Source organism: Bradyrhizobium sp. USDA 4454, from assembly GCF_054822705.1.
Window position 1 is genome coordinate 5,187,723 of record NZ_JBTRCN010000001.1, and the last position, 16,142, is coordinate 5,203,864.

Sequence of the window (16,142 nt, forward strand, 5' to 3'; positions counted from 1 at the left end):
AGCAGCCTTCAGTTTGGGAAGCCATAGAGTCGTGCCGGATTGTCGACCAGGATGCTGTGCCGGGCCGCCGCATCCGGCGTCCATTGCTGGAACAGCGTCAGCAGATGGCCGGCATCGGGCATCTCGCCCTCGACCCGCGGATGCGGCCAGTCGCCGCCCCACACCAGCCGTTCAGGATTCGCCGCGACCAACGCTTCGTGGAACGGCCGCGCATCCGGATAATCCGGCGCCCGCTGGCTCAGGCGATGCACGCCTGAGAGCTTGGCCCAGCACCAGCCCTCATCCACCGCGCGCAGCAGGCTCTGGAAGCCCACGGTGTTGACGCCGGCGGCCGCATCGGTGCGGCCCATGTGATCGACCACGACCGGCAAGCTCAGCGCCTTCAGCGCCGGGATCGTGTCCGGCAAATCCTTCACATCGATCCAGACCTGCAGATGCCAACCAAGCTCCGCCATCACGCCCGCGTGTGTCTTCGCAACATTCAGGGGGATGCCACCGCGATAGTGCAGCTGCCCGCCGCGGAAGAAATGGTTGAAGCGCAAGCCGCGCACGCCGAGCACATGCCATTGCCGCAGCGTGCCCGGTGCGACATCGGCATCGGCCACCGCGACACCGCGCAGGCGCGCGGGCTCGCGTTGCAACGCATCCAGCATCGCCGAATTGTCGTGGCCATGCGCACTGCCCTGCACCAGCACACCGCGGGTGAACCCGAGCGCATCGAGCATGCCGAGATAGCTCGCAAGCGGTGCGTCCGGCGGCGTGTAGCTGCGATCGCCGGCATAGGGGAAGCGGTCGGCGGGGCCGAACACATGCGCATGGGTGTCGCAGGCCTTCGGCGGCAGCTTCTCCCGCGGCGGCGTCACCGGACGCGGCGGCAGGCAGGCAGGAATTTCCGACGCAGCCATTGTCTATTCTGCCTTCATGCCGGCGGCCTTGATGATCGGCTCCCATTTATCGTAATCGGCCTTGATCTTGACGGCGAATTTGTCCGGCGTGCTCCCGATTGAAATCACGCCGAGCTTGCCGAGACGCTCCTTCACCGCATCGGTATTCACCGCCACGACGAAATCATGCGAGATTTTCGCGACGAGATCGGCAGGCATGTTGCCGGGGCCAAGCAGCCCCCACCACACCTCGGTGTCATAGCCCGGCACGGTCTCCGACATGCTCGGCACGTCGGGCAGGAACGGCGCGCGCGACGCCGTCGTCACCGCCAGCGCGCGAACCGTGCCGGCCTGCAACTGGCCGACCGATTCCGGCCCATTGTTGAATGACATCGGAATCTGCCCGCCAAGCAGATCGTTGATCGCCGGCGCGCCGCCCTTGTAGGGGATCGCATTGATCTCGATTTTTGCCAAGCTGTTGAGCAGCTCGCCGGCCAGATGAGTCGAGGTGCCGTTGCCGGCATGGGCGAACGACAGGCTGCCCGGCTTCGCCTTGGCCGCGGCGATGACGTCGCCGATCGACTTGAACGGCGAGTCCGCGCGCACCAGCAGCACATTCGGCGATGACGCGAGCAGCGAGATCGGCGAAAAATCCTTGAAGGTGTCGTAAGGCAGCTTTGGATAGAGGAACGGATTGGTGGCGTGGCCGCTCGCCACCATGATCAGATTATAGCCGTCGGGCGCGGAGCTCGCGATCGCCTGCGAGGCGATCACCCCGCCGGCGCCCGGCCGGTTCTCGACCACGATCGACTGCGTCCAGGTCTTCGACACCTCTTCGGCCAGCGTCCGCGTCAGCACGTCGACGCCGCCGCCGGGCGGATAGGGAACGAGAATGTGAACGGCCTTGGCCGGGTATGGCTGCGCGGATGCGAGCCCGGCCATCACCGCGGCCGCCGCCGCAATGGCGGTCCGCCAGACCCATCCGGCCATCGACGCCTCCCGTCCGTTGATCGTTCCGTCCCATTGTCGTTGCCGCCTGTATCGCACGCCGGTTCGGCGCTGCGATCGCCGAATTGCGCAGGTCGCGTTGCGGCCGCGACATGTTGACAATCACCTGAGCCGCGTCAAGTTTTGTGCCGCAAGCGGCCATCAGCGTCGCGCGAGCAGGGAGACCAGGATGGCGGCCGCGGAACAAGCCTCGTCCAAAGATAAAGCCAAGGATAAGTCCCAGGATGCGGCGACCGCCTGGCACGGTATCGTGCTGCAGACGCTGAAGCGGAACGAGATCAAGCTGGTGCCCTATGTGCCCGACCGGGTGCTGACCACGCTGATCAAGAACCTGCACGCCGATCCCTATTTCACGACATTTTCGACCGCGCGCGAGGAAGAGGCCGTCGGCATCGTCTCGGGCGCCTGGATGGCGGGGATGCGCGGCGCCGTGCTGATGCAGACCTCAGGTTTCGCAACCTTGGCCAACGTGCTGGCCTCGCTCGCAGTGCCCTACCAGATCCCGCTGATCATGTTCGTCTCCGAGCGCGGCACGCTCGGCGAGTTCAATTACGGCCAGGCGCTGGTCTGCCGCACCATGCGTCCGGTGCTGGATTCGCTTGCCGTGGAGCATCACACCATCACAAGGCTCGACGAGCTCGAATTCATCGCCGACCGCTCGATCAAGCAGGCCGTCACCACGCAGGCGCCGGTGGCGCTGATCCTCTCGCCGCTGCTCACCGGCGGCAAGACCTTCGACAAGTGAGATCAGCCATGACCAACACCCACGCACGCAACACCAAGGTGATGAACCGGCTCGATCTCACCCAGCGCCTCGTCGCCGGTCTGACGGACGAGGCCGTGATCGGCGGCATCGGCAACACCAACTTTGATCTGTGGGCCGCCGGCCACCGCCCGCAGAATTTCTACATGCTGGGCAGCATGGGACTTGCGTTTCCGATCGCGCTCGGCGTCGCGCTGGCGCAGCCGAAGCGGCGCGTGTTCGCGCTGGAGGGCGACGGCTCGCTGTTGATGCAGCTCGGCTGCCTCTCGACCGTTGCGACGCTGGCGCCGCCGAACTTGACCATGGTGGTGATGGACAACGGCATCTACCAGATCACAGGCAGCCAGCCGACGCCGGCCGCCGGCCATACCGACATCGTCGCGGTCGCGATCGCCAGCGGCCTTGCCAACAGCTCGTGGGCCGCCGACGAGGACGATTTCGAGCGGCTGATCGCGCAGTCGAAGCAGATCGAAGGCCCGACGCTGATCGGCGTTCGCATCGACGACAAGCCCGGCACCGGCACGACGCGGCGCGACCCCGTGCAGATCCGCGAGCGGTTCATGAACGGGATGGGGGTCCGGCAGCTGCTTTAGGCGACTGCCTCAATATTTCCGCCGCGCATGGGAAGATGGATTGCTTCGTCGCTTCGCTCCTCGCAATGACGGCGGTCCGCGTCGGGGCGTCGAGCGCCGCTCAATTCATCCTCAACTCCGTGATGTGCTGCGGATCCGGCGCGAGTTCGCCGCGTTCGACGCGCTTGACGATGTCGGTCAGCGCGGCGTTGGCGCTGCAGGCGATGCCGAGCTTCTCGCCCTCGCGCACCACAAAACCGTTGAGGAATTCGATCTCGGTGCGGCGGCCCTTCTGCATGTCCTGGCCCATCGAGGGGCGCTGCGCCGACGAGGTGCGCTTGGCGTCCTTGAAACGTTGCTCGTCGCAGGCGCGCGTTGCTGCCTCGTCGCCCTCGCCGGCGCGAGCGATGGTCTCGGGCGGCAGATGCAGGATCTCCTCGAGCTGATAGCCCTGCGCCTGGCCGACGCGGATCGCCTCGCTGCCGAGCTTGGTCGAGAAGCGGCGCAGCGGTTCGTTTTGCAGCACCTCGCGGCCCGATAGGCCGGTGCAGGCCGATAGCCCGTTGCCCATTACATTGGCGACCAGCTTGGACCAGCGCTCGCCCCAGAGATTTGAAGTCACCTTGGCGCTGTCGGAATAGCCGACCAGCCGGCACACCTCCTCGGCCCGGGCGGTGATGCGGCCATGCACCTCGCCGGCGCGAAAGACGGTGTGCGCCGCTCCGCCCTTGCCGGCACCGCGGTGGATATGGCCGGGCTCTGGCAGATTGACGGTGATGCTGCTTGCGATGCAGCCGAGCGTCTTGCCCCAGCCGACGACGCCGGCGATGGTCTCCTCGTTCATGCAGTTCTGCAGCGACACAACATAGCCGTCGGCCGCCAGATATTGCCGGATCAGCATGGTGGCCCAGGCCGTGTCGTAGGACTTCATGCAGACGAAGGCGATATCGGCCGGCTTCTCCTTTGCGAGCTGCTGCGCGTCCGTGACATCGAGCGCGCGCACCGGCACCGAGAACTCCGCCACGTCCATCGCATGGGTGACGCGCAGCCCGTGCTTGCGCATGTGCGCGACATGCTCGGGCCAGGGATCGATGAAGGTGACGTCCTCACCCGCCTGCACCATATGCGCACCGGCATAGCCGCCGACCGCACCGGCGCCGACGATCACGATCTTGCGACCCATGTTTCCATCCCCTGCTGTTGACCGCGGACGCTTGCTGCGTCCTTCCGTTGCCGGCCAGTCTAGGGGATCGGGCCGTCAGGCCAACCGGCCGCTTCATGAAAAAAGCGGGCCTGTGCCATGCGAAAATCCTCGCGGGCGATCTGCCCGCGAGGATGTCGACAAGCGGGAACACGCGCGATCAGTCGATGATCTTCACGATCCGGCGGGTGCGCGGCTCCACGATGACGCGGCGATCATTGACCACGGCATAGCGATACTCGGTGTAGCGCGGCACCGGGCGCAGCACGACGGTGTCGGGCAGCGGCTCGCCGACCACGACGCGATCACGCACCACGACCGACGGCTCGTCGCGCGGGACCGCCCCGATCACGGCATTCGGAATCTCGAGGCCGGCGCCGACTGCAGCACCAACCGTACCGCCGACGATCTCACCGACCGGGCCCGCAATCTCGCCACCGGCCCGCGCACCGTTGGCGGCGCCCGCGGCAGTCGTCGACTGCGCGAAGGCCGACCCGGACGCGAGCAGCGAGGCCGCGGCGACAAGGGAAACGGCAAAACGCTTGTTCATGGTTGTCCTCCTCCGAGTTGCAAGACGCCCCCTTCAACACCGCAGGGAACGAGACGTTCCCGTTCCAGCGCGGCAACTTGTGCGGAAATTCCAGTTCCGCCGCAACTCGTTCAGTTCCCACGCAAATGAAGATGCCGCTCCGGATATTTATCCGTAGCGGCATTCATCATTGGTTCAGATTCAAAGACCGTTTCAGCGCAGCCGCGCGCTTTTCATTGCGGCGATTTCTGATCGATTCGCCGTCTTGGCGCGCGCCGTCTTGGCGGCGGCGCAGCCGCCGGCTTGATGCGAATCCGCATCGTCCCGCCCTTCGACTCGATCTCGAACGCGTTGGTCCTGCGCACCAGTTCACCGAGGGTGCGGAAGCCGTAGGTCCTTTGATCGAAATCCGATGCGAGATTGGCGAGCTGCCGTCCAACCTCGCCGAGCGTCACCCAGCCGTCTTCGCTGGCCATCTGGCTGATCACGTTCTTGAGGATGGGCGTGGCGGCGTCCGGCGGCTGCAGAGGCTGGGGACGCACGGCCGCATCCTTATGGCTCGTCGCGCCGCCGCGCAAATTCTCCGTGTAGACGAACCGGCGGCAAGCCTGCCGGAAGCTTTCCGGCGTCTTCTGCTCGCCGAACCCGAACACGTCGATGCCATGCTCGCGGATGCGGGCGGCGAGCCGGGTGAAATCGCTGTCCGACGACACCAGGCAGAAGCCGTCGAACCGGCCGCTGTGCAGCAGGTCCATGGCGTCGATCACCAGGGTGATGTCGGATGCATTCTTGCCGGTGGTGTAAGCGAATTGCTGCTGGGGGATGATGGCGTGCTTCGACAGGATATCGGCCCAGGCCCTGGACCTCGGATTGGAGAAGTCGCCGTAGATGCGGCGCACGCTGGCTTCACCGATCTTGGCGATCTCCTCGAACAGCCCGTCGGCGATCTTTGCGGACGCATTGTCGGCGTCGATCAGGACGGCGAGGCGGGGCGAGCGGAGTTCGGACGGCATGGCATTTCTCGGCTGGGACACGATGGATCGAGATTCCGGTCGACGACTTCGGAACCGGCGCAGCCGCCGTATCGGAGCACATCGCGCGTCCCAAGCATAGGCCGAGCCTTATCGCCCCGACGTTTGCCGCCGCGGCAGCCTTAGCGCCGTACTACGGCTCAGAGCACCTCGCCCATGTCGATTGCCCGCCTGGCGAACTCGATGGCCTTTTCGGCGGTGATCGCATCCGCCGTCGTCGTTGCCTCGTCGCGCACCGCCGGCGGCGAGGCGATCCGGATTTTCTTGCCGTTCGACCGGCGGATGGTCGCGCGCCAGCGATCGACATCGCGGCGGTAGGCATCGATGACGAAGTCGCGATAGGCGATGCCGCTCATCAGCGGCTGAATCGATGGCGTGTCCAGCGTTGGCGGCAGACTTGCAACCTGGCGCACCATCTCGACGATGGCTTCGACGGCATGCTCGCGCGCGATGCCGCTCGTGTCCCGGAGCAAAAAGCTCACCGCCGCACCGATCTGCGCACGTGCGCGATCTTCGCTCGCAAAATCCGAATCGACCTGAACCGACATGTGGGGAAAACGCCTCCGTGCAACCCAGGCGACGTGTAATCGGTCGCCCGTTAAAGCCGGATTATCCGTTAGCCCCCGTTTTCTCGGATGCCGTTAACCGGGTCTTGATGCCGCTTCGGAAGCGATCCGAAGCGGCGTCGATCGTTGGGTCAGATCACAACAGGCCGGCGCCGCGGGCCCATTTGTACTTGGCGCCGAGCACCTCGACCGGCAGTTCGGTCGAATAGGCGTAGGCCGGGATGCCGTTCTGGTAGAGATATTCGGCAGCCTCCTCGACCTCGACGTCGCCCGCGAGCGAGGCGACGATCGGCTTGACGAAGCCCTTGGCCTCCATCTCCTTCTTCACCTCGACCATGTTGCGCGCGAACACCATCGGCGGCGTCACGATGGTGTGCCAGTAGCCAAGGATCAGCGCGTGGATGCGCTCATCCGACAGGCCGAGCTTCACGGTGTTGACATAGGTGATCGGCGGCTCGCCGCCGGTGATATCAACAGGATTTCCGGCCGCGCCGAACGGCGGGATGAACTTGCGGAACGCGGTATCGAGATCCGGCGGCATCGCCATCAGCGACAAGCCGTTGTCGACCACGGAATCCGACAGCAGCACGCCGGAGCCGCCGGCGCCGGTGATGATCAGCACGTTCTCGCCTTTCGGCGTCGGCAGCACCGGCACGCCGCGGGCGAATTCCAGGAGCTGCCGGAGCGAACGCGCGCGGATCACGCCGGACTGCTTGAACACGTCCTCATAGATCTTGTCGTTGCCGGCGAGCGCGCCGGTGTGCGACGAGGCGGCCTTCGCACCCGCGGAGGTGCGGCCGGCCTTGAGCACGACCACCGGCTTCTTCTTGGAGACGCGCTTGGCGGCTTCCGCGAAGGCGCGGCCGTCCTTCAGGTCCTCGCAGTGCTGCGCGATCAGGTTGGTGTTAGGATCCTGCTCGAAGAAGGCGAGCAGATCGTCCTCGTCGATATCGGACTTGTTGCCCAGACCAACGATTGCCGACACGCCCATCTTCGCCGAGCGCGAGAAGCCGATGATCGCCATGCCGATGCCGCCCGACTGCGACGACAGCGCGGCGTGGCCCTTGACGTCATAGGCGGTACAGAACGTGGCGCAGAGATTGGCCGGCGTGTAGTAGAAGCCGTAGATGTTCGGCCCCATCAGGCGGATGTTGTACTTCTTGCCGACCTCGACGATCTCGGCCTGCAATTCCGGCGCGCCGGCTTCGGCGAAGCCCGAGGGAATCAGCACTGCGCCCGGGATTTTCTTCTCGCCGCATTCGGCGAGCGCGCCGGCGACGAACTTCGCCGGGATCGCGAACACCGCGGTGTCGATCACGCCGGGCACGTCCTTGACGCTCTTGTAGGCCTTGTAGCCCAAAATCTCTTCTGCCTTGGGGTGGATCGGATAGATCTCGCCCTTGTAGCCGCCGTTGATGAGGTTCTTCATCACGGAGTTGCCGATCTTGCCGTCCTCGGCGGAGGCGCCGATCACGGCCACGCCCTTCGGCTGCATGATGCGGTTCATCGCGGCGACGATCTCTTCGGTCGGACGCGGCGCCGGGCGCGGCTTGTAGTCGAAGTCGACGACGATGCGGACGTCGGCGGCGATCGCATTCTTGCTGGTGGCGAACACCGGATTGAGGTCGAGCTCGACGATTTCGGGGAAATCGCTGACCAGCTGCGACACCTTGACGATGACGTCGGCGAGCGCCTCGCGGTTGACCGGCTCGCCGCCGCGCACGCCCTTCAGCATCTCATGGGCCTGGATGCCGTCGAGCATCGACAGCGCGTCCTCTTTCGTCGCCGGCGCAAGGCGGAAGGTGATGTCCTTGAGGATTTCGACCAGCACGCCGCCCAGGCCGAAGGCGACCAGCTTGCCGAACGAGCCGTCGGTGATCGAGCCGACGATCACCTCGGTGCCGCCGCCCAGCATCTGCTGGACCTGGATGCCCTCGATCTTGGCGTCGGCCTTGTACTTCCTGGCGTTGGCCAGGATGGTCTCGTAGCTCTTCTCGGCGTCAGCGGCGCTCTTGACGCCGACCACCACGCCGCCCGCCTCGGTCTTGTGCAGGATGTCGGGCGAGACGATCTTCATCACGACCGGGAAGCCCATCTCGGAGGCGATCCGCGCGGCCTCGGAGGCCGACTTGGCGACGCCCTCCTTCGGCACCCGAATGCCGTAGGCGTCGCAGACCACCTTGCCTTCGGGCGCGGTGAGGCTCGTGCGCTTGTCGGCCTTGACCGCATCGAGAATTTTGCGGACCGCATCCTTCGAATTTGACATCGGCTTCCTCCTGGGACAATTCGTGGCATTTGGTATGCCAAAAACGCAATTGTCAAGGTCGGTCGTCCCCCAAAAATGCCGAAAAATAAGCACGTCTTGACATTCTGGTATTTGGCATGCCAAAAATCTAGGGTAATTTCTTCTGCTAAGAAGACGTCTCCAAGAGGAGGAGACGAGTCGTGCCTGAACCGAAACAGACCAAGGCGTCGCCCAACATGGCTGACACAGATATCGCCATCGTCCGGATCGCGCCGGAGACGAGCTTCAAGAACAAGGCCTATGAAGCCTTGAAGGAAGCGATTCTGAAGATGGACATCTACGCGACGCCCGAGCCGGTGATGCTCGACGAGCGCGCGTTGTCCGAGCGTCTCGGCGTCAGCCGCACGCCGATCCGCGAAGCCATCGCGATGCTCGAGCAGGACGGCTTCGTGAAGACCGTGCCGCGCCGCGGCATCATCGTGGTCCGCCGCACCAAGTCGGAGATCGTCGACATGATCCGCGCCTGGGCGGCGCTGGAGAGCATGGCGGCGCGCCTGATCACCACCACCGCGCGCAAGAAGGACATCTCGGCGCTGCGCGACTTCTTCAAGGACTTCAGCGACGACCGCCTGCCGCAGGATCACGTCGAGGAATATTCCAGGGCCAACATCGCCTTCCACCAGGCGCTGATCTCGCTGTCGGAATCGCCGGTGCTGGTCGACCTCACCAACGACCTCCTGCTGCATGTGCGCGGCTATCGCCAGCTCACGATCGGCCGCAAGGACCGCACCGCGACCTCGCTGCCCGAGCATCTCGGGATCATCGAGGCACTGGAAGCACGCGACACCGAGCTTGCCGAGAAGCGCGCGCGCGATCACACGCTTGGTCTTGCCGCCTATGTCGAGGCGCACGGTCAGGAACTGTTCACTTAGATACTTCGAGTCCACACGCTTCTGACGACAAACAGATCGTCCGAACAAGAACGATCAGGGAGACGATGCCGATGCTGAATACCGCTGCGAAGTCCGAGGCACCGGGCACCGAGCAAGAACTGACTGATGGCTTCCACCTCGTCATCGATGCGCTCAAGCTCAACGGCATCAACACCATCTATGGTGTGCCGGGTATCCCGATCACGGACCTGGGCCGCATGGCCCAGGCGGCGGGCATTCGCGTGCTCTCGTTCCGCCACGAGCAGAACGCCGGCTATGCGGCCTCGATCGCCGGCTTCCTGACCAAAAAGCCCGGCGTCTGCCTCACGGTGTCCGCCCCCGGCTTCCTCAACGGCCTCACCGCGCTGGCGCATGCCACCACCAACTGCTTCCCGATGATCCTGGTCTCGGGCTCGTCCGAGCGCGAGATCGTCGATTTGCAGCAGGGCGACTATGAGGAGATGGACCAGCTCGCGATCGCCAAGCCGCTGTGCAAGGCGGCGTTCCGCGTGCTGCACGCCCAGGACATCGGCATCGGCCTTGCGCGCGCGATCCGCGCCGCGGTGTCGGGCCGCCCGGGCGGCGTCTATCTCGACCTGCCGGCAAAGCTGTTCTCGCAGGTGATGAATGCCGACGCCGGCCAGAAGTCGCTGGTCAAGGTGATCGATGCGGCGCCCGAGCAGATCCCCTCCCCGTCGTCGGTGAAGCGCGCGCTCGATGTCCTGAAGAGCGCAAAGCGTCCGCTTGTTATCCTCGGCAAGGGCGCGGCCTACGCGCAGGCCGACGAGGCGATCAAGACTTTCGTCGAGAAGAGCGGCGTGCCGTTCCTGCCGATGAGCATGGCCAAGGGCCTGCTGCCCGACCTGCATCCGCAATGCGCGGGTGCCGCGCGTTCCACCGTGCTGAAGGAAGCCGACGTCGTGATGCTGATCGGCGCCCGGCTCAACTGGCTGCTGTCGCACGGCAAGGGCAAGACCTGGGGCGAGGCTCCGAAGAAATTCATCCAGGTCGACATCGAGCCGAAGGAAATGGATTCCAACGTCGAGATCGCAGCTCCCGTGGTCGGCGATATCGGCTCCTGCGTCGCCGCGTTCCTCGATGCGATGGGCGCGAACTGGCCGGCCGCACCGAGCGACTGGCTCGCCACCGTCGCCAAGAAGCGCGACGACAACGTCGCCAAGATGGCGCCGAAACTGATGAGCAACGCCTCGCCGATGGACTATCACGGCGCCCTCGGCGCGCTGCGCGCCATCATCGCGGAACGTCCGGACACCATCTTCGTCAACGAGGGCGCCAACACGCTCGACCTGGCCCGCGGCGTCGTCGACATGCACAAGCCGCGCAAGCGGCTCGACGTCGGCACCTGGGGCGTGATGGGCATCGGCATGGGCTATTCGATCGCGGCCGCGGTCGAGACCGGCTTGCCGGTGCTCGCGGTCGAAGGCGACAGCGCCTTTGGTTTTTCCGGCATGGAGGTCGAGACCATCTGCCGCTACAAGCTGCCGATCTGCGTCGTGATCTTCAACAATGACGGCATCTATCGCGGCACCGACGTCAACGGCACAAGCGACGATCCGGCGACCACCGTGTTCGTCAAGGGTTCGCGTTACGACAAGATGATGGAAGCCTTCGGCGGCGTCGGCGTCAACGCCACCTCGCCCGACGAATTGAAGCGCGCGGTCAACGCGGCGCTGGATTCGGGCAAGCCAACACTGATCAATGCCGTGATCGATCCGGCGGCGGGCTCGGAGAGCGGCCGCATCGGCAACCTCAATCCGCAGAGCGTCCTGAGCAAGAAGAAGTAAACCCCTCAACCCATCACTCCCTGCGGGTGCAGGGGCAAATTAGAGTACGGAGCAAAACATTATGACAAAGGCGCTGAAGGGCGTTCGCATTCTCGATTTCACCCACGTCCAGTCGGGTCCGACCTGCACGCAATTGCTGGCCTGGTTCGGCGCCGACGTGATCAAGGTCGAGCGTCCCGGCGTCGGCGACATCACGCGCGGCCAGCTGCAGGACATTCCGAACGTGGACAGCCTGTATTTCACCATGCTGAACCACAACAAGCGCTCGATCACGCTCGACACCAAGAACCCGAAGGGCAAGGAAGTGCTGACCGCGCTGATCAAGCAGTGCGACGTGCTGGTGGAGAATTTCGGGCCCGGCGTGCTCGATCGCATGGGCTTCCCCTGGGAGAAGATCCAGGCCATCAACCCGAAGATGATCGTCGCCTCGATCAAGGGTTTCGGCCCCGGCCCGTATGAGGACTGCAAGGTCTACGAGAACGTCGCGCAGTGCACCGGCGGCGCCGCCTCGACCACCGGCTTCCGCGACGGCCTGCCGCTGGTCACCGGCGCGCAGATCGGCGATAGCGGCACCGGGTTGCATCTCGCGCTCGGCATCGTCACCGCGCTCTATCAGCGCACCCACTCCGGTCGTGGCCAGCGCGTCACCGCGGCGATGCAGGACGGGGTTCTGAACCTGTCGCGCGTCAAGCTGCGCGACCAGCAGCGCCTCGCCCATGGGCCGCTGAAGGAATACAGCCAATACGGCGAAGGCATTCCGTTCGGCGATGCCGTGCCGCGCGCCGGCAACGATTCCGGCGGCGGCCAGCCCGGCCGCATCCTGAAGTGCAAGGGCTGGGAGACCGACCCGAACGCCTACATCTACTTCATCACCCAGGCCCCGGTCTGGGAGAAGATCTGCGACGTGATCGGCGAGCCCTCTTGGAAGACCGATCCGAACTACGCCAAGCCGCCGGCCCGCCTGCCGCGCCTCAACGAGATTTTTGCTCGTATCGAACAGTGGACGATGACGAAGACAAAATTCGAGGCGATGGAGATCCTCAACCGGGACGACATCCCCTGCGGCCCGATCCTGTCGATGAAGGAACTCGCCGAAGACCAGTCGCTGCGCGCGACCGGCACCGTGGTCGAGGTCGATCACCCGACCCGCGGCAAGTATCTCTCGGTCGGCAACCCGATCAAGCTGTCGGATTCGCCGAGCGACGTTCAGCGCTCGCCGCTGCTCGGCGAGCACACCGATGAGATCCTGCGCGAGGTGCTCGGCTTCAGCGATCACCAGGTCGCCGAGATCCACGATTCCGGCGCGCTGGATCCGCCGCGCAAGCAGGCGGCGGAGTAAGGCCAGCGATCAATCGACATCACGAATGGCCGCGGGCAACCGCGGCCATTTTTGTTTGCGATAGGGAAATCTGCACAAAAGAACAAACGCGCTGCGCTCGCCGCGCCAGCGAGAGAGATGCTTCCCAAATCAAGCCGAGAACAGCACCAACGCACTGACCAGCCCGGCGTAGGATACCGGAACAAACAAAGGGTGCGGCAGCATGAATGTTCGCTCGGGTGTGCTGGAGGCGATCGGCAACACGCCCCTGATCAGGCTGCGCGGGCCATCGGAAGCCACCGGCTGCAACATCTACGGCAAGGCCGAATTCCTCAATCCCGGCGGCTCGATCAAGGATCGCGCGGCGCTGGCGATCATCGACGACGCCGAGCGGCGCGGCGAGCTGAAGCCGGGCGGCGTCATCGTGGAAGGCACCGCCGGCAATGTCGGCATCGGCATCGCGCTGGTCGCCAATGCGCGCGGCTATCGTTCGGTGATCGTGATGCCCGACACGCAAAGCCGGGAGAAGCAGGATCTGCTGCGGCTCTATGGCGCCGATCTGCGCCTGATCCCTGCGGTGCCCTATTCCGAATCCGGCCACTATGCGCGCTATTCCGGCCGCCTCGCCGTGGAACTCGGCGCTTTCTGGGCCAATCAGTTCGACAATGTCGCCAACAGCGACGGCCATTATCGCACCACCGGTCCGGAGATCTGGCGGCAGACCGACGGCCGGATCGACGGTTTCACCTGTGCCGTCGGCAGTGGCGGCACTTTGGGCGGGGTCGCGCGCGCCCTGAAAGAACGTAACCCCGACGTGAAGATCGCGCTGAGTGATCCCATGGGCGCCGCCCTCTACAACTGGTTCACCAGGGGCGAGCTGACGATCGAGGGCGACTCGATCACCGAGGGCATCGGTCAGGTCCGCATTACCAGGAATCTCGAAGGCACACCGATCGACATGGCCTACCGGATCACGGATCAGGAGGCGCTCCCTGTGCTGTTCGACCTGATCGAGCATGAGGGATTGGTGCTGGGCGGCTCCAGCGCGATCAACATCACAGGCGCGATGCGGCTTGCGCGCGAACTCGGCCCCGGCAAGACCATCGTCACCATCCTCGCCGACGGCGGCCAACGCTACCAGTCCAAGCTTTTCAACGCAGACTTCCTGCGCAAGAAAAACCTGCCGCTGCCACGCTGGATGAGTTGAGGCGGCCGTCGGGGTACGGAATTGCACCTCCATCAGCCGCCCCGCCGCTCTCATCTTCCCCGCCCTCATCCCAGCAAGATGGCGGCCAGAAGCCCCGATCTGGGATGCCAATCGGCTCATTTTGCTGCATTGCACAGTCGTGAATGCTGCTATGCAAACAAGCTCGTTGTATCTGGCATCTGGTATACATAGTTTGGCGGCAGATGATGAGCCGGCCCGTTGCTGGCCTCCAGCCAAAGGGGACGACAATGTCCAAGACCACTGCCATCAAGACCACCGCCATCGCGCTCGCGCCCGCCGATACCCTGCTCGGCCGCCTGCTGGCCTCGATCGACCGTCTGCTGATGAAAAGCGCGGAGATCGCCAACCGCAACGGCGACCTGCCGCGCTTCGGTCTCTAAGGCCCCGGGATTACAGGCGCGCTTCGCCGCGGCTGTTTCGGCGCAAGATGCGACCTGACATTGAACCTTCGACCAATGGCCCCGGTTTTCGGGGCCATTTTTTTGCGCACTGGACTAGTGTTCGCGCGCGCCTGAGTCTTCTGCGGCATATGCGCACGCCACCCCTGCGACAGCTTGAACCTTGGCATATCGAATACCAAGATGACCACGCCGCGCCAAAAGCAGAATGACCATAAGCGCGTACTGGGAGGATCAATGTCGGACATGGTTCAGGCAACTGCGGCTCCCGCGGCCGCGCGTGTCAGCGACACCTATCGCTGGACGCAACTCGCGATCGGCGTCGCCGCGATGGTGATGATCGCAAACTACCAATACGGGTGGACGTTCTTCGTCCCCGACATCCAAAAGAAGTTTGGATGGGATCGCGCCTCGATCCAATGGGCCTTTACCCTCTTCGTGCTGTTCGAGACCTGGCTGGTGCCGGTCGAAGGCTGGTTCGTCGATAAATACGGTCCGCGCCTCGTCGTGCTGATCGGCGGCATCCTGTGCGCAATCGGGTGGGCGATCAACGCGCAGGCGACCTCGCTGAACGGCTACTATCTCGGCATGATCATCGCCGGCATCGGCGCCGGCGGCGTCTATGGCACCTGCGTCGGCAACGCGCTGAAATGGTTTCCCGACAAGCGCGGCCTCGCCGCAGGCATCACCGCCGCCGGTTTCGGCGCCGGCTCCGCGCTCACGGTGGCGCCGATCCAGGCGATGATCAAGGACTCCGGCTTCCAGACCACCTTCCTGTATTTCGGTCTCGGCCAGGGCATCATCATCGTGCTGCTCGCCTTCTTCCTGCTTGCGCCGAAGGCGGGGCAAGTGCCGCAGGTGGTGCAGAACGCCAATCTGATCCAGACCAGGCGCAACTATCAGCCGACGGAAGTGCTGCGCCAGCCCATCTTCTGGCTGATGTACTTCATGTTCGTGATCGTCGGCGCCGGCGGGTTGATGGTCACGGCGAATTTGAAGCCGATCGCGGTCGACTGGAAGGTCGACAGCATCCCGGTGACGCTGATCGGCATGACCATGACCGCGGTGACCTTCGCGGCAACGATCGACCGCGTGCTCAACGGTTTGACGCGTCCGTTCTTCGGCTGGATCTCCGACATGATCGGCCGCGAGAACACGATGTTCATCGCCTTCGGCATGGAAGGCTTCGGCATCTGGATGCTCTATCTCTGGGGTCACGATCCGATCTGGTTCGTGCTGCTCTCGGGCTTCGTGTTCTTTGCCTGGGGCGAGATCTACTCGCTATTCCCCTCGACCTGCACGGATACGTTCGGCGCCAAGTTCGCCACCACGAACGCCGGCCTGCTCTACACCGCGAAAGGCACCGCCGCGCTGCTGGTGCCGATCGCCAACTACATGCAGCAGTCGTCGGGCCATTGGGACAGTGTGTTCATGGTCGCGGCCGGTGCCAACATCCTGGCCTCGCTGCTTGCGATCGCGGTGCTCAAGCCATGGCGGAAAATCGTGGTCGCGAAATCGGCGACGGTGTAAGCAACGCACCCACTCTTCCGCTTACGAAAACGCCCGGCCGATCGCCGGGCGTTTTTCATGTTTCGGCACCCGCCGTGAAGCCAAAGTATGCCAGTTTTGCTGCGTCGCAGCAGAATATCAGCTTGCTTTCTG

The 16,142-nt window shown here is 64.4% G+C and carries 15 protein-coding genes; 8 read left to right on the plus strand and 7 right to left on the minus strand.

Annotated features, from left to right (window positions below; genetic code table 11):
- Window positions 1-8: 8 nt before the first annotated feature.
- Entirely contained in the window at window positions 9-905 is an 897-nt protein-coding gene (locus ACVIW0_RS24250; RefSeq protein WP_461354629.1) for an amidohydrolase family protein, read from the minus strand.
- Window positions 906-908: 3 nt separating this feature from the next.
- The gene (locus tag ACVIW0_RS24255; protein ID WP_461354630.1) at window positions 909-1,874 is read right to left on the minus strand and encodes a Bug family tripartite tricarboxylate transporter substrate binding protein; all 966 of its coding nucleotides are present in this window, start codon (window positions 1,872-1,874) and stop codon (window positions 909-911) included.
- A gap of 187 nt (window positions 1,875-2,061) precedes the next feature.
- Here ACVIW0_RS24255 and ACVIW0_RS24260 point away from each other — a divergent pair, with 187 nt between their 5' ends.
- Together ACVIW0_RS24260 and ACVIW0_RS24265 are read left to right on the plus strand one after the other, a co-directional pair.
- Entirely contained in the window at window positions 2,062-2,637 is a 576-nt protein-coding gene (locus tag ACVIW0_RS24260) for a thiamine pyrophosphate-binding protein (RefSeq protein WP_461354631.1), read from the plus strand.
- A gap of 8 nt (window positions 2,638-2,645) precedes the next feature.
- Window positions 2,646-3,248, plus strand: coding sequence for a thiamine pyrophosphate-dependent enzyme (locus ACVIW0_RS24265; RefSeq protein WP_461354632.1), 603 nt, complete (start codon window positions 2,646-2,648; stop codon window positions 3,246-3,248).
- 100 nt (window positions 3,249-3,348) lie between these two features.
- On the opposite strand, the gene ACVIW0_RS24270 is transcribed toward ACVIW0_RS24265, so the two are convergent.
- The 5 genes from ACVIW0_RS24270 to ACVIW0_RS24290 all read right to left on the minus strand — a co-directional run bounded on the left by ACVIW0_RS24270 (window position 3,349) and on the right by ACVIW0_RS24290 (window position 8,820).
- On the minus strand, window positions 3,349-4,410 hold the full coding sequence (locus ACVIW0_RS24270; protein ID WP_461354633.1) for a ketopantoate reductase family protein: 1,062 nt from the start codon (window positions 4,408-4,410) through the stop codon (window positions 3,349-3,351).
- A 178-nt stretch (window positions 4,411-4,588) separates the two neighbouring features.
- Window positions 4,589-4,978, minus strand: a complete 390-nt coding sequence (locus tag ACVIW0_RS24275; protein ID WP_461354634.1) for a DUF1236 domain-containing protein — start codon at window positions 4,976-4,978, stop codon at window positions 4,589-4,591.
- Window positions 4,979-5,190: 212 nt separating this feature from the next.
- Window positions 5,191-5,970, minus strand: coding sequence for an NYN domain-containing protein (locus ACVIW0_RS24280; RefSeq protein ID WP_461354635.1), 780 nt, complete (start codon window positions 5,968-5,970; stop codon window positions 5,191-5,193).
- 158 nt (window positions 5,971-6,128) lie between these two features.
- Entirely contained in the window at window positions 6,129-6,536 is a 408-nt protein-coding gene (locus ACVIW0_RS24285) for a hypothetical protein (protein WP_461354636.1), read from the minus strand.
- Between the two features lie 154 nt (window positions 6,537-6,690).
- Window positions 6,691-8,820: an acetate--CoA ligase family protein gene (locus ACVIW0_RS24290; protein WP_461354637.1), complete on the minus strand. Its 2,130-nt coding sequence runs from the start codon at window positions 8,818-8,820 to the stop codon at window positions 6,691-6,693.
- Window positions 8,821-9,035: 215 nt separating this feature from the next.
- Here ACVIW0_RS24290 and ACVIW0_RS24295 point away from each other — a divergent pair, with 215 nt between their 5' ends.
- The 6 genes from ACVIW0_RS24295 to oxlT all read left to right on the plus strand — a co-directional run bounded on the left by ACVIW0_RS24295 (window position 9,036) and on the right by oxlT (window position 16,010).
- Entirely contained in the window at window positions 9,036-9,731 is a 696-nt protein-coding gene (locus ACVIW0_RS24295; protein ID WP_461357412.1) for a GntR family transcriptional regulator, read from the plus strand.
- A gap of 71 nt (window positions 9,732-9,802) precedes the next feature.
- Window positions 9,803-11,536: an oxalyl-CoA decarboxylase gene (oxc, locus tag ACVIW0_RS24300; RefSeq protein ID WP_461354638.1), complete on the plus strand. Its 1,734-nt coding sequence runs from the start codon at window positions 9,803-9,805 to the stop codon at window positions 11,534-11,536.
- Window positions 11,537-11,597: 61 nt separating this feature from the next.
- On the plus strand, window positions 11,598-12,875 hold the full coding sequence (gene frc / locus ACVIW0_RS24305; RefSeq protein ID WP_461354639.1) for a formyl-CoA transferase: 1,278 nt from the start codon (window positions 11,598-11,600) through the stop codon (window positions 12,873-12,875).
- A 202-nt stretch (window positions 12,876-13,077) separates the two neighbouring features.
- Entirely contained in the window at window positions 13,078-14,061 is a 984-nt protein-coding gene (locus tag ACVIW0_RS24310) for a cysteine synthase A (RefSeq protein WP_461354640.1), read from the plus strand.
- Between the two features lie 248 nt (window positions 14,062-14,309).
- Window positions 14,310-14,462, plus strand: coding sequence for a hypothetical protein (locus tag ACVIW0_RS24315; RefSeq protein ID WP_461354641.1), 153 nt, complete (start codon window positions 14,310-14,312; stop codon window positions 14,460-14,462).
- Between the two features lie 255 nt (window positions 14,463-14,717).
- Window positions 14,718-16,010 carry an oxalate/formate MFS antiporter gene (gene oxlT, locus ACVIW0_RS24320; protein ID WP_461354642.1) on the plus strand — a complete coding sequence of 431 codons (1,293 nt, stop codon included), beginning with the start codon at window positions 14,718-14,720 and terminating at the stop codon, window positions 16,008-16,010.
- The last annotated feature ends 132 nt before the right edge of the window (window positions 16,011-16,142 follow it).

Coding starts and splice junctions, on each gene's coding strand:
- ACVIW0_RS24250 (WP_461354629.1), bottom strand. CDS start 905: ATGGCTGCGTCGGAAATTCCTGCCTGCCTGCCGCCGCGTCCGGTGACG.
- ACVIW0_RS24255 (WP_461354630.1), bottom strand. CDS start 1,874: ATGGCCGGATGGGTCTGGCGGACCGCCATTGCGGCGGCGGCCGCGGTG.
- ACVIW0_RS24260 (WP_461354631.1), top strand. CDS start 2,062: ATGGCGGCCGCGGAACAAGCCTCGTCCAAAGATAAAGCCAAGGATAAG.
- ACVIW0_RS24265 (WP_461354632.1), top strand. CDS start 2,646: ATGACCAACACCCACGCACGCAACACCAAGGTGATGAACCGGCTCGAT.
- ACVIW0_RS24270 (WP_461354633.1), bottom strand. CDS start 4,410: ATGGGTCGCAAGATCGTGATCGTCGGCGCCGGTGCGGTCGGCGGCTAT.
- ACVIW0_RS24275 (WP_461354634.1), bottom strand. CDS start 4,978: ATGAACAAGCGTTTTGCCGTTTCCCTTGTCGCCGCGGCCTCGCTGCTC.
- ACVIW0_RS24280 (WP_461354635.1), bottom strand. CDS start 5,970: ATGCCGTCCGAACTCCGCTCGCCCCGCCTCGCCGTCCTGATCGACGCC.
- ACVIW0_RS24285 (WP_461354636.1), bottom strand. CDS start 6,536: ATGTCGGTTCAGGTCGATTCGGATTTTGCGAGCGAAGATCGCGCACGT.
- ACVIW0_RS24290 (WP_461354637.1), bottom strand. CDS start 8,820: ATGTCAAATTCGAAGGATGCGGTCCGCAAAATTCTCGATGCGGTCAAG.
- ACVIW0_RS24295 (WP_461357412.1), top strand. CDS start 9,036: ATGGCTGACACAGATATCGCCATCGTCCGGATCGCGCCGGAGACGAGC.
- oxc (WP_461354638.1), top strand. CDS start 9,803: ATGCTGAATACCGCTGCGAAGTCCGAGGCACCGGGCACCGAGCAAGAA.
- frc (WP_461354639.1), top strand. CDS start 11,598: ATGACAAAGGCGCTGAAGGGCGTTCGCATTCTCGATTTCACCCACGTC.
- ACVIW0_RS24310 (WP_461354640.1), top strand. CDS start 13,078: ATGAATGTTCGCTCGGGTGTGCTGGAGGCGATCGGCAACACGCCCCTG.
- ACVIW0_RS24315 (WP_461354641.1), top strand. CDS start 14,310: ATGTCCAAGACCACTGCCATCAAGACCACCGCCATCGCGCTCGCGCCC.
- oxlT (WP_461354642.1), top strand. CDS start 14,718: ATGTCGGACATGGTTCAGGCAACTGCGGCTCCCGCGGCCGCGCGTGTC.